The 13184-nt window shown below is 69.1% G+C and carries 12 protein-coding genes; 2 read left to right on the forward strand and 10 right to left on the reverse strand.

Going from position 1 to position 13184, the window contains the following annotated elements; all coding sequences use genetic code 11:
• Positions 1-151: 151 nt before the first annotated feature.
• Both ACIQTT_RS06210 and ACIQTT_RS06215 read right to left on the reverse strand, forming a co-directional pair.
• Positions 152-946: an SURF1 family protein gene (locus ACIQTT_RS06210; protein WP_402787501.1), complete on the reverse strand. Its 795-nt coding sequence runs from the start codon at positions 944-946 to the stop codon at positions 152-154.
• Between the two features lie 17 nt (positions 947-963).
• Entirely contained in the window at positions 964-2079 is a 1116-nt protein-coding gene (locus ACIQTT_RS06215; RefSeq protein WP_247624720.1) for a GuaB3 family IMP dehydrogenase-related protein, read from the reverse strand.
• A 38-nt stretch (positions 2080-2117) separates the two neighbouring features.
• Here ACIQTT_RS06215 and ACIQTT_RS06220 point away from each other — a divergent pair, with 38 nt between their 5' ends.
• The gene (locus ACIQTT_RS06220) at positions 2118-3257 is read left to right on the forward strand and encodes an FAD-dependent oxidoreductase (RefSeq protein ID WP_402787504.1); all 1140 of its coding nucleotides are present in this window, start codon (positions 2118-2120) and stop codon (positions 3255-3257) included.
• 63 nt (positions 3258-3320) lie between these two features.
• Here the strand turns inward: ACIQTT_RS06220 and ACIQTT_RS06225 are convergent, their stop codons facing one another.
• From ACIQTT_RS06225 to guaB, 8 genes are all read right to left on the reverse strand, one after another.
• On the reverse strand, positions 3321-5123 hold the full coding sequence (locus ACIQTT_RS06225; protein ID WP_402787507.1) for an ATP-binding protein: 1803 nt from the start codon (positions 5121-5123) through the stop codon (positions 3321-3323).
• Complete coding sequence (locus tag ACIQTT_RS06230) at positions 5120-5467, reverse strand: response regulator (protein WP_402787511.1); 348 nt, start codon at positions 5465-5467, stop codon at positions 5120-5122. Before ACIQTT_RS06230 ends, ACIQTT_RS06225 begins: the two co-directional genes overlap by 4 nt.
• Entirely contained in the window at positions 5464-5607 is a 144-nt protein-coding gene (locus ACIQTT_RS06235) for a hypothetical protein (protein WP_402787514.1), read from the reverse strand. Before ACIQTT_RS06235 ends, ACIQTT_RS06230 begins: the two co-directional genes overlap by 4 nt.
• Positions 5604-7094, reverse strand: coding sequence for a glycosyltransferase (locus ACIQTT_RS06240; RefSeq protein WP_402787517.1), 1491 nt, complete (start codon positions 7092-7094; stop codon positions 5604-5606). Before ACIQTT_RS06240 ends, ACIQTT_RS06235 begins: the two co-directional genes overlap by 4 nt.
• Positions 7091-7804 (reverse strand): PHP domain-containing protein, encoded by a 714-nt coding sequence (locus ACIQTT_RS06245; RefSeq protein ID WP_402787520.1) that lies wholly within the window; start codon positions 7802-7804, stop codon positions 7091-7093. The genes ACIQTT_RS06240 and ACIQTT_RS06245 overlap by 4 nt, the downstream gene beginning before the upstream one ends.
• Positions 7801-8787 carry an ATP-grasp domain-containing protein gene (locus ACIQTT_RS06250; protein ID WP_402787523.1) on the reverse strand — a complete coding sequence of 329 codons (987 nt, stop codon included), beginning with the start codon at positions 8785-8787 and terminating at the stop codon, positions 7801-7803. Before ACIQTT_RS06250 ends, ACIQTT_RS06245 begins: the two co-directional genes overlap by 4 nt.
• 1 nt (position 8788) lies before the next feature.
• Positions 8789-9832, reverse strand: coding sequence for a response regulator (locus ACIQTT_RS06255; protein WP_402787526.1), 1044 nt, complete (start codon positions 9830-9832; stop codon positions 8789-8791).
• A gap of 219 nt (positions 9833-10051) precedes the next feature.
• Complete coding sequence (guaB, locus tag ACIQTT_RS06260; RefSeq protein ID WP_402787529.1) at positions 10052-11554, reverse strand: IMP dehydrogenase; 1503 nt, start codon at positions 11552-11554, stop codon at positions 10052-10054.
• A gap of 366 nt (positions 11555-11920) precedes the next feature.
• Between guaB and ACIQTT_RS06265 the strand changes: the two genes are divergently transcribed.
• Positions 11921-13183 carry a branched-chain amino acid ABC transporter permease gene (locus ACIQTT_RS06265; protein ID WP_402791124.1) on the forward strand — a complete coding sequence of 421 codons (1263 nt, stop codon included), beginning with the start codon at positions 11921-11923 and terminating at the stop codon, positions 13181-13183.
• The last annotated feature ends 1 nt before the right edge of the window (position 13184 follow it).

The raw sequence follows: 13184 nt of genomic DNA on the forward strand, positions 1-13184 counted from the left end.
TGGGGCCTGTCGTGCGAGCGCCCGAAGCGTGTGTCCGGACGCGCGCATGTCTTCGACCCTACGGAGAGGGTCCGACATCCTCAATGGTGTTCGCCGTTTGGTCACCGAGTGCTCACCGGCGACACGCAGCCCCGCGCGGCGAGGGTGGCGATCAGGCGGACGCCGCTGCGGCGTCCTCGAATTCCTCGACCTCGCGCTCCCACGCGTCCTTCGCCAGGCGGTACCAGAGGTAGAACGCGAAGCCCGCGAAGATCGCCCACTCGGCGGCGTAGAAGACGTTGAGCCAGTTGACCGGCGACATCTCGTTCGGCGCGGGAGAGTCGATGTCGACGAGCCCGGCGGATGCCTCGGTCGCGGCGAGATACGGCCGGTACACGTCGAGCTGGTCGGTGTCGTGCCAGACGCTGAGGAGCGCGGCCGTCGACATCCGGTTCATCCGGTCGGGCTGGTCGTGCGGCGGCGGGACCGGCCCCTCGTCGGAGATGATGCGACCGGCGATCTCGACGGTTCCGCCGTCGTCGCCGTTCAGCTCGTCGATCGCGGCGTCCGCGCTCTCGCGGTCGGGTGCCCATCCGATCGCGACGGCGATCGAGGTGCGCTCGGCGACGCGCAGCTGACCGGTCACCCAGTAGCCCTCGACGCCGTCGTTGTACCGCTGCGAGACGACGAGGAAGTCGCCGGGCACCCAGGTGCCCGAGGTCTCGACCCGCTGGCCGACGAGCGGCTCGGGAAGGTACTGCCCCGGTACCACGACCTCGTCGAGCTGCTGCACCTGTTCGGTCGCCCCCGGCTCGGGCGGGTCCGTCTCGATCGCCCGTTCGAGCTGCCACTGGCCGAGCCAGGCGAACACGCCGGCCACCAACAGGCAGAACAGCAGCATGCCGATCCAGCGCCCGCGCAGCATCACCTCACGGAGGGTCGGCGGGAACAGCGGAGCGGACGACATGGTGGCGGAGCGGTCGATCAGGCTTCGTACGGGGCGAGGACGACCTCGACCCGCTGGAACTCCTTGAGGTCGGAGTATCCGGTGGTCGCCATGGACTTGCGCAACGCGCCGATGAGGTTCGCGGTGCCGTCGGCCACGGGAGCGGGGCCGTACAGGATCTCCTCGAGCGTGCCGATCCCTCCGACCTGCACGCGACGACCGCGCGGCAGCTTCGGGTGGTGGGCCTCGGGGCCCCAGTGGTAGCCGTGACCGGGCGCATCGGTGGCGCGGGCCAGTGCGACGCCGAGCATGACGGCGTCCGCCCCCATCGCCAGCGCCTTCACGATGTCGCCCGAGGTGCCGACGCCGCCATCGGCGATGACGTGCACGTAGCGTCCGCCCGACTCGTCGAGGTAGTCGCGACGCGCCGCGGCGACGTCGGAGACGGCGGTCGCCATCGGAGCGTGGATGCCGAGGGTCGCGCGCGTGGTCGACGCCGCTCCCCCGCCGAAGCCGACGAGCACACCGGCGGCGCCCGTGCGCATGAGGTGCAGGGCGGCCGTGTAGGTGGCCGCGCCGCCCACGATCACGGGCACGTCGAGGTCGTAGATGAACTTCTTGAGGTTGAGGGGCTCGATGTCGCTCGAGACGTGCTCGGCCGACACCGTGGTGCCGCGGATCACGAACAGGTCGACACCGGCCGCGGCGACCGTGTCGTAGAACTCCTGGGTGCGCTGCGGGGTGAGGGAGCCGGCGACGGTGACGCCCGCCTCGCGGATCTCGGCGAGGCGCTGCGTGATGAGCGCGGGCTTGATCGGCTCGGAGTACAGCTGCTGCATGCGCACGGTCGCCTGGGAGTCGCTGAGGCCGGCGATCTCGGCGAGCAGCGGCTCGGGGTTCTCGTACCGGGTCCACAGGCCCTCGAGGTCGAGCACGCCGAGGCCGCCCAGCTGCCCGAGCATGATCGCCGTCTGCGGGCTCACCACGGAATCCATCGGCGCACCCAGCACGGGGATGCCGAAACCGAACGCGTCGATCGTCCAGGCGGTGGACACGTCCTCCGGGTTGCGCGTGCGCCGCGAGGGCACCACCGCGATGTCATCGAACGTGTACGCGCGACGCGCGCGCTTTCCTCGGCCGAGCTCGATCTCCATGGTCACCACTCCAGACTACCCGGGCGCGGAGCCGGTCGATGGCTGGGAGACTGGGAGCGACATCGGGAGGATGCATGGGAGCGGATGCCGCAGAGGTCGTCGTGGTGGGCGGCGGGGTCATGGGACTCGCCACCGCCTGGGAACTCGCACGACGGGGGAAGCGCCCCGTCGTGCTGGAGCGGTTCGCCCGCGGCCACCGCGAGGGGGCCTCGCACGGAGCCACGCGCAACTTCAACAACGCCTACGACGAGGAGCACTACCTCGACCTCCTCGTGCGTGCGCGAGAGGGATGGGACGCCCTCGGCGATGTCGGCGGCGCTCCCCTGTTGCGGCTGCACGGCCTCGTCACGCACGGTGATATCGACCTCCGGCGGATCCACGAGCGCCTGGCCGCGCGCGGGATCCCCGCCGAGGTGCTGTCGGCGGGCGAGGCGCACCGCCGCTGGTCCGGCATGCACTTCGACGGCGATGTGCTGTGGTCCGACGACGCCGGCGTGGTCCGGGCATCCGACGCCCTGGTCGAGTTCGAGCGTCGCATCCTCGCCGCCGGCGGGGACGTGCGCTGGAACACACCGGTCGCGTCGATCGACGACCGCGACGACGGCGACGACGGTGTCGACATCGTCCTCGCCGACGGCTCGCGCCTTCGCGCCGAGACCGTCGTGATCACCGTCGGCGCCTGGAGCACGACACTCGCGGGAGGGCTCGGACTCCCCCGGCTCAGGGTCACCGAGGAAACGCCTGCGCACTTCCTTCCGAACGATGACGCCGCCTGGCCGTCGTTCAACCACTACGTCGATCCGGTCATGTACCCGGCGACCGTCTACGGCATGCCCACCCCCGGGGAGGGTGTGAAGGTCGGCTTCCACCGCGTGGGCGACGAGGTCGACCCCGACGCCCGCCCGCACGTCCCCACGCATCTCGACGCTCTCGCGGCGTACGTGCGCGAGTGGATGCCCGGACTCGATGCGGCGAGCGCGGTGCCGATCAGCTGCACCTACACGTCGACCGACGACGGCGCCTTCGTGCTCGATCGACGCGGGCGGATCGTCGTCGGTGCGGGCTTCTCCGGCCATGGCTTCAAGTTCGCGACCGGGATCGGGGCGACGCTCGCGGATCTCGCGCTCGACGAGTCGGCGCGAGCCGCCGAGCCGTTCCGCCTCCCCGCCGCGCGCTGAGGAGTCGAGACACGCCGCACGGCGGCATCCGCACGCGGCGAGTCGTGGCCCCTCACCGGGAGGTCACCCGTTGAGCAGGTCCGGCAGACGCAGCGCCTCCGTGCGCAAAGCGACCGGAAGGGTGAACCAGAACTCGGTCCCCTCCCCGACCTCGCTGCGCATGCTCATGCTCCCGCCGTGGGCGACCACGATCGCACGGGTGATCGTCAGGCCGAGGCCCACGCCCGGCACGGCGTTCCGGGTCGCCGTCGATGCACGGAAGAACCGCGTGAACAGCATTCCCTGCTCCTCTTCCGGGATTCCGAGGCCGGTGTCCTCGATGCAGATGCGCACCTCGCCGTCCGACATCTCCAGGCGCGCCGTGACGCGTCCGCCGCGCGGGGTGAACTTGATCGCGTTTGAGAGGAGGTTGTCGACGGCCTGACCGATCCGGCCGGCGTCGACGACCAGGTGAATCGGATCCGCGGGGATGTCCGAGATGAGTTCGATGTCGTTCTTCTGCGCGTGCGGTCCCGCTGACTCCACGGCGGAGCGCACGAGAGCAGAGAGGTCGGTGTCCGCCTTCTCCAGGGGGAATCGACCCGACTCCGCCTGTGCCGTGAAGAGCAGATCACCCACGAGGTTCAGAAGGCGTTTCGCGTTGCGCTCGATCACGGCGACGAAGTCCTGCTGGTCGTCGGTCAACGGTTGTTCCGGGTCGTTCTGGAGCAGATCGAGGAAGCCGATGATCGCACTCAGCGGCGTGCGCAGTTCGTGCGAGATCATGCCGACGAATTCGTCTTTGAGGCGCGCGACCTCGACGGCCTTCGTCTCGTCCGTGACGACGAGCAGGTAACCGCGCCGAGCGCCGTCCGTGCCCTGGTACAGCGACAGGGTGAGACGCACCGGCACGATGGAGCCCCCGGCGGTGGTCATGTCGACATCGGCCTCGACCGTCCGGCCCGCGTCCACCTCGTCGAGCAGCGCACGCATCCCGTTCGACTCGTCGTCGACCGCTCGAGGCGTGGAGGGATCTGCGAACAGCGCCAGCGCGGCCGGGTCGAAGAAGCGATCGACGGTCACGCCTTCGAGCGCCTCGTCGACCGAGAGCCCGATGAGGCGCTCCGCCCCGGGATTCCAGGCGATCACGACGCCCTGACGGTCTGTGGCGATCACTGCCTGGGAGGTGATCGAGCTCCACAGGCTGCTGAACGATTCCAGGAGGAACTGATACTGCTTCTCGCTCGCCTGGAGCTGCTGGACCATCGAGAGGTTCGCCGAGAGCGCCGCCGTGCGCTCGACGACGAGCGCCTCCGCTTGAGCGGTGCGCAGGCGCTGCAGACGCGAGAGCTCGTTCACGATCGCGCCGACCACCGCGAAGACGAGGGGGCTGATCACGCCGCGGAGCCAGGCGAGATCGCCGGATGCCGGGTCGAGCGCGATCGGCATCAGGAAGGCGATCGACGTCAGGATGCCGATCAGGAAGACAGGTCTCAATCCCGGTGCGGCGGCGAGCCAGATCACCGGGAGCAGGACGAACGACGAGAACAGCGACGCGGTTCCCCCGGTGCCGAGCCGCAGAGCGCCGATGGCGAGGATGTCGACGGCGGGGATGAGCAGCACGATCCAGCCGTCGTGCACACCCCGAGCCGCGAGGACCGCAGCGAGGACGGTGACCAGAGCCACCAGGGCGATGCCGACCATCGCCGCCGGCGGGTTCGTCGCCTCGATGCCCGGCACCACGACCACGAGGAGCCCCGCGATGCCGACGGCGATGGCGGTGGGGCCCTGTTTGATGAGTGGTGTGGGGTCGTCGAAGTACCGTTGCCATCCACGCTGCGGGGGCGCGGGGGCGGCCGCCGTGCCGAGGGATTCGTAGCGGTTCATCGGCGGACTCCGGCGACGGCGTTGCGCAACGCTGCTCCGCGCACGGGCTTGGGGAGCGCGGCATCCGCCTTCGGGTACGACGCCACGTCGAGCACGGAACTGATCACGAGGAAGCACCGCGGGAACGTCTCTCGCACCAGGCGCGCGCACTCGGTGCCGGAGATACCCGGGAGCAGCAGATCGAGCACCGCGAGCGAAGGGTCGATGTGCGGGAAGGCCGAGATCGCCGACTCGGCGTCACCGGCGGAGAACACGTCGAAGCCCTCGCGGTCGAGATGACGACGCAACAGCGACATCTGGTCGAGATCGTCCTCGACCACGAGGGCCAACGGCCGTGCGCTCATCGAAGGAACATCTCGCGGACGACGACGACCACGACGACGACGACGATGGCCGCGAGAGCCTGCCAGACAAGCCGCTTCTCGGACCGCGCGTCCTGCTCGATCTCGTCGGCCTCGGCCTGGGGCGTGGGCATCTCGGTCATGAGTCGACCCGTCCGACCTTCTCGGTCTTGATCCAAGAGGCGTCCGCACGACGCCACTCCTTGATGTAGGAATCCACGGTGATGGCGCACAGCAACGAGCCGTATCCGCAGATGTAGAGCAGGAGGCCGGCGAAGAACCGCCCGCCCGGCAGCTTCTCGACGGCCCGGGCCAGCCAGACGCCCAGCATCGAGATCGGGCCCCAGAGGTAGAAGACGAGCGCCCAGACGAAGAGGGAGTCGTCGTTCACCGACCCGCCGAGGGCGATCACGGCGTCTTCGAACGCCCAGGGGAACAGCGCGATGGCCATGAGGATGAGCGCACCGAGGCCGGGGAACATGATGGCTTCGCGCCAGGAGTGCCGACCGATGCGTCCGTCGAGTTGCACGGAGTAGAGCATCGAGAACAGATAGATGCACGCGGCCGCGATCCACATGAACCGGAAGACGAACTCCGCGATGTCGCTGTGGAAGATCAGCAGGATCACGAGCGCGGTCGCCGCGACCAGCATGAAGGCCGGCAGCAGCAGGATCGTGAACCACGCGAGCCCGAACGAGAAGCTGCCCAGCTGGTGGTCGGGGCTCGGTCGGAACCACAGGTGCTTGTAGATCGACGTCAGTTGCACGTTGCCGCGCGCCCACCGCAGACGCTGCTTCCAGAGCGCGTCGATCGTGCGCGGCTCCTCGGCCAGCACCACCGCGTAGGGCTCGAAGACCGCACGCCGCCCCTTCAGCTGGCCCTCGAAGGTGGTCATGGTGTCTTCGGCGAGGGTCCCGGTGGGGATGCGTCCGCCGATCGCTTCGAGGTTCGCCCGCGAGTGCAGCTGCGCCCCGCCCGCGAGGCAGGCGATCGCTCCGAGCACGTTCTGGGTGCGTCGGGCGGAGAGCTGGCCGATGATGTACTCCACCCCGATGAACCGGGTGAGGTAGTTGCGATCGCGACTGCCCTCGGCGATGTATGCGGTCACTGCGCCGACCTTCTCGTCGGCGAGGTGCCGGGTGAGCTTGCGCAGGGCATCGCGGGCGAAGATGACGTCGGCGTCCATGATCAGCACGGCCTCGGTCCACGGGTCGGCGAGGGCGATGTCGAGTCCGTGGTTCAGCGTGTGGGCTTTGCCCTGGCCGCCGACCTCGCGCCGCAGGTGCTCCACGCGCCCCGGGTGCTGCGCGGCCTTGGCGCGCACGATGTCGGGGGTGTCGTCGGTGGACGCGTCGTCGACGACGAAGATCCGTAGCCGCTCCTCCGGGTACTGCAGCTGCAGCAGGCGTTCGATCGCGGGCCCGATCACGAGCCCCTCGTTCCACGCGGGGATGATCACCGCGACGTTCGGGTGATGCGGGGCGGCTTTCGCGTAGTGGTTGCGGAACGCGTGCATCGGCAGCGACAGGAACTGCAGTCCCGTATTGATGACGGGCAGCGTGCCGACGAGGATGCAGAGGATGAGGACGATGACGATCGCCGTCTGCCACCATTCGAGCTGGTCGATCATGACAGCGCCTCCGCTCCGAGCAGGTCGCGCACGCGGGCGTACCGTCCTACGTCACGGGCATCGTGGCTGTCGGTGGAGGCCACCAGGTCCGCACCGGCGGTACGGAGCGCGGCAAGCGCGGCGGGTTCGGGGCATCCCCACTTCTCGTTGACCTCGACGAGCGTGCCCGTGCGGGCAGCGGCCTGCGCCCACGCCGTGAGGCGCTCGTCGCCCAGGTCGCTCTCGGCGAGGCCGATCTTCGGCAGCAGCGAGAAGCAGTGGGCGAGCTGGTTGCCCGGGTGTCGCTCCATCGCGGCGATGACTCCGGTCACGAAGTCGTCCAGCACGTCGACCGTCGCCCATCCGTCGGCGATGCGCTCGCGCACGGCGGTCGGGCCGAGGGGCCCGTCGACCCCGGGGAACTGGTGGTCGGCGATGAGGATGCGGTCGATCCCCGCCGGCAGCTCCGGGATGTCAAGGGTTCCCGAGGTGTCGAGGATCTTGGCCTCGACACCCGTGAGCACGGCCAGCCCGTCCGGCGCGTGGAGGGCTGCGATCGCGGAGACGTACTCGGGCACCCAGGTGGTGTCGCGGCGCACGTGATCGACGATGCGGAGGGTCTCCAGACCCGCAGCGACGGCGGCCGCGACATTCTCCTCCGGAGTCGAGACGGCGTCGTCGGAGAAGGTGGAGTGGACGTGGTGGTCGCCGCGGAGGATGTCGATGCTCACGCCCCCTCCTGATGGCCGGCGTGCTCCGAGACGAGCACGTCGTCGATCTCGACGATGATGTCCTCGAGGAAGCGCACCGAGGCGAGCTCGCGGAACGGCAGGCGCGCGGGCAGTTCCGCGCCCAGGAACAGGTCGACCACGAGCGAGGGGATGTCGACGCCGGCGGCGATCGTGAGCGGCAGCGCTCCGGGGAACCGCGGGTTCACCTCGAGCAGCACGGCCGCGCCGGTGCGATCGCGGCGGAGCTGCACGTTGGCGACGCCCACGAGCCCGATGGCTCGGGCGATCTCGGCGGCGGTCTCCTCGAGCTCGGGATCGTGCACGGTGCGTCCGGCGATCGCGACACCGGAATCGACACGGGCGCGGGTGCGCGGCACGGCGGCGACGACCCTCCCCGCGGCGTCGGCGATGACGTCGACCGAGTACTCCTCACCGGGCAGGAAGTCCTGCACGATGAGTCCCTCGTCGAGCGGGAGGGCTTCGAGCGCCGCCCGATCGGGCACCAGGCGGATGCCGCGGCTCCCCGCACCCTGGCGGGGCTTGGCGAAGACGGGGAACGCCCACTCGATCGCGAGCGCGTCTGCTCCGGCCAGCACCGTTCGCGGTGCACGTCCGGTGGGAGCGCAGCGCTCGGCGAGCAGCAGCTTGTCGAGCGCGGTGTCGAGCGTGTCTGCCGAAGGCGCGGCGAGGACGGCGGGGGCGAGCTCCTCGCGTCGGCGGGCGAGCGTGATGAGCTCGACGTCGACGGTCGAGATCACGAGATCGAGGCGGTCATCGGCCACCATCTGCGCGAGCGCCGGCACGAAATCGTCGGCCTTGCCCGGAGGTACCAGCCGCCGCTGCTCGGCGGGCACGAGGTAGAGACCTGCCGCCCAACCGTCCATGTCGGCGGCGAAGACGGTCAGCTCCGGTCGGCGCAGCAGCGATCGGATGACGGCGACGCCGGCGGGGCCACCGGCTCCGGTCACGAGGACGCGGGCCATGTCAGCCCTCCTGTCGAGTGAGTTCATGGGCGCCGATGAAAGCCGCCGTCTCGCGGACGATCTCGAGCGGCTCCACGGCCACGCCGCCGCCGAAGCGCGACCAGTAGCGTGCGGTCGCCCGCACGAACTCCGGCTCGAGGTAGGCGCGACTCGCGGTCTGCGATCCGAAGCAGTCGAGCAGGCGCAGCTTCTGGTCGACGTAGCCGTCGATGCTCACGAAGCGCGTGGGCCGGAAGTCGATCGTCGAGGAGGGGCTCTGATAGCAGGCGACGGTGCCGACGCGACGCGTGGCGACGGTGGTCGCCTCGTTCACGGCGCGGTGGTCCTGATGACGGTCGTGCGCGGAGTGCGTGTAGACGATGGTCGGCTGGATCTGCTCGACCACCTCTTCGATCAGGCGCACGGTCGATCCGCCACCGGAGATCTCCGTGTCGACCAGGTCCTTGAGGAACAGACGGGCGCCGATCAGCTCGGCGGCGGCCAGCGATTCGCTCTGACGGCTGTCGGCATCGCCCCCGCGCGCACCGCGGGACAGGGTGAGGATGGTGATCTCGTCGCCCGCGGCGGCGTGCGCGGCGAGCACTCCGCCGACACCGATCTCGACATCGTCGGGGTGGGCTCCGACCGCGAGCACGATCTCCTTGCGGCGACCTTCCTCGCGACGGCGGCGCCCCTCCTCGGCGAGGTTGCGGACGACCTCGACGAGACGCGCGTTGTCGAGCGGCTTGGTGAGGAACTCGTCGGCCTGGGCACGGAGCGCCGAGACCGCGTACTCCACCGAGACGTGAGCGGTCATGACGACGACGGGCACCGCCGGTACCTTGCGGCGCAGCTCGGCGAGGAGCTCGAGTCCGCTCAGGCCCGGCATCTCGATGTCGGTGATGACGACGTCGGGACGGATCTCGGCGACCTTCTCGACCGCGACGAGACCGTCGGGCGCGAGGTCGACGATGCAGCCGGCTCGACGCTCGAGCACCGTCTTCACGAGCAGGGAGACGTCCTGGTCGTCATCGACGACGAGGACGCGGATGGCATCTACGGACAATTCGGCTCTCCTTGGGGAGATTCCCGACCGTTGGGGGGCGGTATGCCACCGATGCGTTCGCCACCGGAAGCACGCGGGAAAGGGCGAGCAGGTTCCTCACGATTGTGGCACACGCCCTTCGCCCGACGGCGCGCGACGCCACGCGGAGAAAGGACACGCCGCAGAGAAAGAGGGACGGATGCCGCGGCATCCGTCCCTCTTCTCATCCGCGCGTGCGGATCACTTCTTGTAGTTGGGCGCCTCCACGACGATCTGCACGTCGTGCGGGTGCGACTCCTTGAGCCCGGCCGAGGTGATGCGCACGAACTTGCCGCGCGACTTGAGCTCTTCGATCGTGCGAGCGCCGACGTAGAACATCGACTGCCGCAGTCCTCCGACGAGCTGGTACGCGACGGCCGCGAGCGGTCCGCGGTACGGGACCTGCCCCTCGATGCCCTCGGGGATGAGCTTGTCGTCGCTGGGGACGTCGGCCTGGAAGTAGCGGTCCTTCGAGTAGGAGGTCTGCTTGCCACGGGTCTGCATCGCGCCGAGCGAGCCCATACCGCGGTACTGCTTGAACTGCTTCCCGGACTGGAAGACGATCTCGCCCGGAGACTCGTCGGTGCCGGCGAGGAGCGATCCGAGCATGACAGCATCCGCACCGGCGACGAGCGCCTTGGCGATGTCGCCCGAGTACTGCAGGCCGCCGTCGGCGATCACCGGCACGCCCGCGGGGCGGGCGGCGAGGGAGGCCTCGTACACGGCGGTCACCTGCGGCACGCCTACGCCGGCGACGACGCGGGTGGTGCAGATGGAGCCGGGACCGACGCCGACCTTGACCGCGTCGACTCCCGCGTCGACGAGCGCCTGCGCTCCCTCACGCGTCGCGACGTTGCCGCCGATGATGTCGATGTGCGCGAAGGATTCGTCGGCCTTGAGGCGCTTGACGAGGTCGATGACGCCCTGCGACTGACCGTTGGCCGTGTCGACCACGAGCACGTCGACACCGGCGTCGCGCAGAGCCTCGGCGCGCTCCCACGCGTCGCCGAAGAAGCCGATCGCCGCGCCGACGCGCAGACGACCCTGGTCGTCCTTGGTGGCGAGGGGATACTTCTCGCTCTTGTCGAAGTCCTTGATCGTGATGAGACCGGCGAGCTTGCCGTCGGCGTCGATCAGCGGGAGCTTCTCGACGCGGTGCTTCGCGAAGAGGGAGATGACCTCGCCGGCAGCCACGCCGACCGACGCGGTGACGAGCCCCTCTGACGTCATGACGTCCTTCACGAGGGTCGACTGGCGCTCGAAGCCCGAGACGAAGCGCATGTCGCGGTTCGTGATGATGCCGACGAGACGCCCGTCGCCGTCGACGACGGGCAGGCCCGAGATGCGGTACTGGGCGCACAGCGCGTCGACCTCTTCGACGGTCGCGTCGGGGGTCGTGGTGATCGGGTCTGTGATCATGCCCGACTCGCTTCGCTTCACGCGGTCGACCTGCGACGCCTGGTCGGCGATCGACAGGTTGCGGTGCAGGATGCCGATGCCGCCCTCGCGCGCCATCGCGATCGCCATGCGCGCCTCGGTGACGGTGTCCATCGCGCTGGAGAGAAGAGGAGTGGCGACCGAGATGCGACGGGTCACGCGCGAGGAGGTGTCGGCCTCGCTGGGGATGACATCCGTGTGCCCGGGGAGCAGCAGAACGTCGTCGTACGTCAGTCCGACGAAACCGAAGGGATCGTGCTGTTCCATGGATGCTCCTCCTGCGCGTGTCGCGCGACGCCGAGTTCGTGGGGCCGGCCGGATCCGGCCGGGAAACCGTAAGAAGATTCTAAGCGGAGAGCGGCCGAGAACATTCCCGGAGCCGGGCACCGTGACGACCCCGAGTGGCCCACCGGTGTATTGGTACCGCTCTCATTTCGATCAGATTAAAGGTGTAGGCGAAACGCAGATCGCACACTACAGTCAAGTGCGTCGTCCAACCCGAGACGGTCGAAGTCTGTGCGAAGGTGCACTCACACTGGAGGTTGCGTGGGATCCACAACAATCGCCGTCCACCGGAAGAAGCCGTGGCTGGTCGCGTTCATCGGAGTGCTGCTCGCACTCAGCGCGATCCTGATGCAGCCGCCGCTCGCCGCCTCGGCAGAGACGACAGACGATGGGCAAGAGGTCACCGACTTCTACTTCGGCGGGGTCATCACCTTCGACGACGAGCCGGTCGAGGGCGTCGAGCTCTCGGTCTCCGGCAGCGGCTTCGAGGGTGAGACCGAAACGGATGCCGAGGGCAAGTGGCGCCTGTACGTCCCCGAGAAGGAGACGTACACGATCACGGTGAACGAGGAGACGCTCCCCGACGGTGTGATCGTCGACGCGTCGCTCCTCCCCGAGGGCACCCAGCCGATCTCCGGCACGACGGCGTCGTTCGAGGTGCAGTTCGGTCTCACCGGCACCAAGATCCTCAACCTCTTCCTCGGTGAGGGCGAGCGCATCACCGTCGGCTTCATCGATCAGCTGGCGTCGCGACTCGTGGGCGGCCTGAACTTCGGTCTGCTCCTCGCGCTCGCGTCGATGGGTGCCGCGCTCATCTACGGCACGACGCGGCTGTCGAACTTCGCACACGCGGAGATGGTCACCTGGGGTGGCCTCGTCGCCGTCGTCACGACCTCCATGTGGATGCTCCCGCCCTGGATCGGCATCGCGGCCGCCGTGGTCGGCGGCGCTCTGCTGGGTTGGGCAATGGATGCCGGCCTCTGGCGCCCACTGCGCCGCCGCGGGCTGGGCGTCGTTCAACTGATGATCGTCAGCATCGGCCTCTCCCTCGCCCTCCGGTACTTCTTCCAGTATCTGATCGGCGGCGGCACCTACCAGCTCCCGGGAGCGAGTCCCGAGCCCATCCGACTCGGACCGATCTCCCTGTCGTACATCGACATGATCGCGATGGGCGTCAGCATCGTCGTCATCATCGGCGTGGCGTTCTTCCTCACCCGCACCCGCATCGGCAAGGCGACGCGGGCGATCTCCGACAACCCGCAGCTCGCCGCCGCATCCGGCATCGATGTCGACCGAGTCATCCGGTACGTCTGGATCCTCGCGGGAACGCTCGCCGCGATCTCGGGCGTGCTGTGGGGTTACTTCCGCCCCGGCGTGACGTGGAACATGGGCATGCAGATGCTGCTGCTCATCTTCGCCGCCATCACCCTCGGCGGTCTCGGCACGGCCTTCGGCGCCCTCGTCGGCTCGCTCATCGTCGGCATGGCCGTCGAGGTATCCACACTCTGGATCCCCTCCGACCTGAAGTACGCGAGCGCGCTGGTCATCCTGATCGTGATCCTTCTCGTCAGACCGCAGGGCCTGCTTGGCCGCAAGGAAAGGTTGGGCTGAT

The sequence above is a fragment of the Microbacterium sp. NPDC090225 genome (assembly GCF_044772365.1).
Taxonomy (GTDB): domain Bacteria; phylum Actinomycetota; class Actinomycetes; order Actinomycetales; family Microbacteriaceae; genus Microbacterium.

What these genes read in the sequence shown, in the direction of transcription:
- ACIQTT_RS06210 (WP_402787501.1), bottom strand. Translation starts at nt 946, where the DNA reads ATGTCGTCCGCTCCGCTGTTCCCGCCGACCCTCCGTGAGGTGATGCTG.
- ACIQTT_RS06215 (WP_247624720.1), bottom strand. Translation starts at nt 2,079, where the DNA reads ATGGAGATCGAGCTCGGCCGAGGAAAGCGCGCGCGTCGCGCGTACACG.
- ACIQTT_RS06220 (WP_402787504.1), top strand. Translation starts at nt 2,118, where the DNA reads ATGGCTGGGAGACTGGGAGCGACATCGGGAGGATGCATGGGAGCGGAT.
- ACIQTT_RS06225 (WP_402787507.1), bottom strand. Translation starts at nt 5,123, where the DNA reads ATGAACCGCTACGAATCCCTCGGCACGGCGGCCGCCCCCGCGCCCCCG.
- ACIQTT_RS06230 (WP_402787511.1), bottom strand. Translation starts at nt 5,467, where the DNA reads ATGAGCGCACGGCCGTTGGCCCTCGTGGTCGAGGACGATCTCGACCAG.
- ACIQTT_RS06235 (WP_402787514.1), bottom strand. Translation starts at nt 5,607, where the DNA reads ATGACCGAGATGCCCACGCCCCAGGCCGAGGCCGACGAGATCGAGCAG.
- ACIQTT_RS06240 (WP_402787517.1), bottom strand. Translation starts at nt 7,094, where the DNA reads ATGATCGACCAGCTCGAATGGTGGCAGACGGCGATCGTCATCGTCCTC.
- ACIQTT_RS06250 (WP_402787523.1), bottom strand. Translation starts at nt 8,787, where the DNA reads ATGGCCCGCGTCCTCGTGACCGGAGCCGGTGGCCCCGCCGGCGTCGCC.
- guaB (WP_402787529.1), bottom strand. Translation starts at nt 11,554, where the DNA reads ATGGAACAGCACGATCCCTTCGGTTTCGTCGGACTGACGTACGACGAC.
- ACIQTT_RS06265 (WP_402791124.1), top strand. Translation starts at nt 11,921, where the DNA reads ATGCAGCCGCCGCTCGCCGCCTCGGCAGAGACGACAGACGATGGGCAA.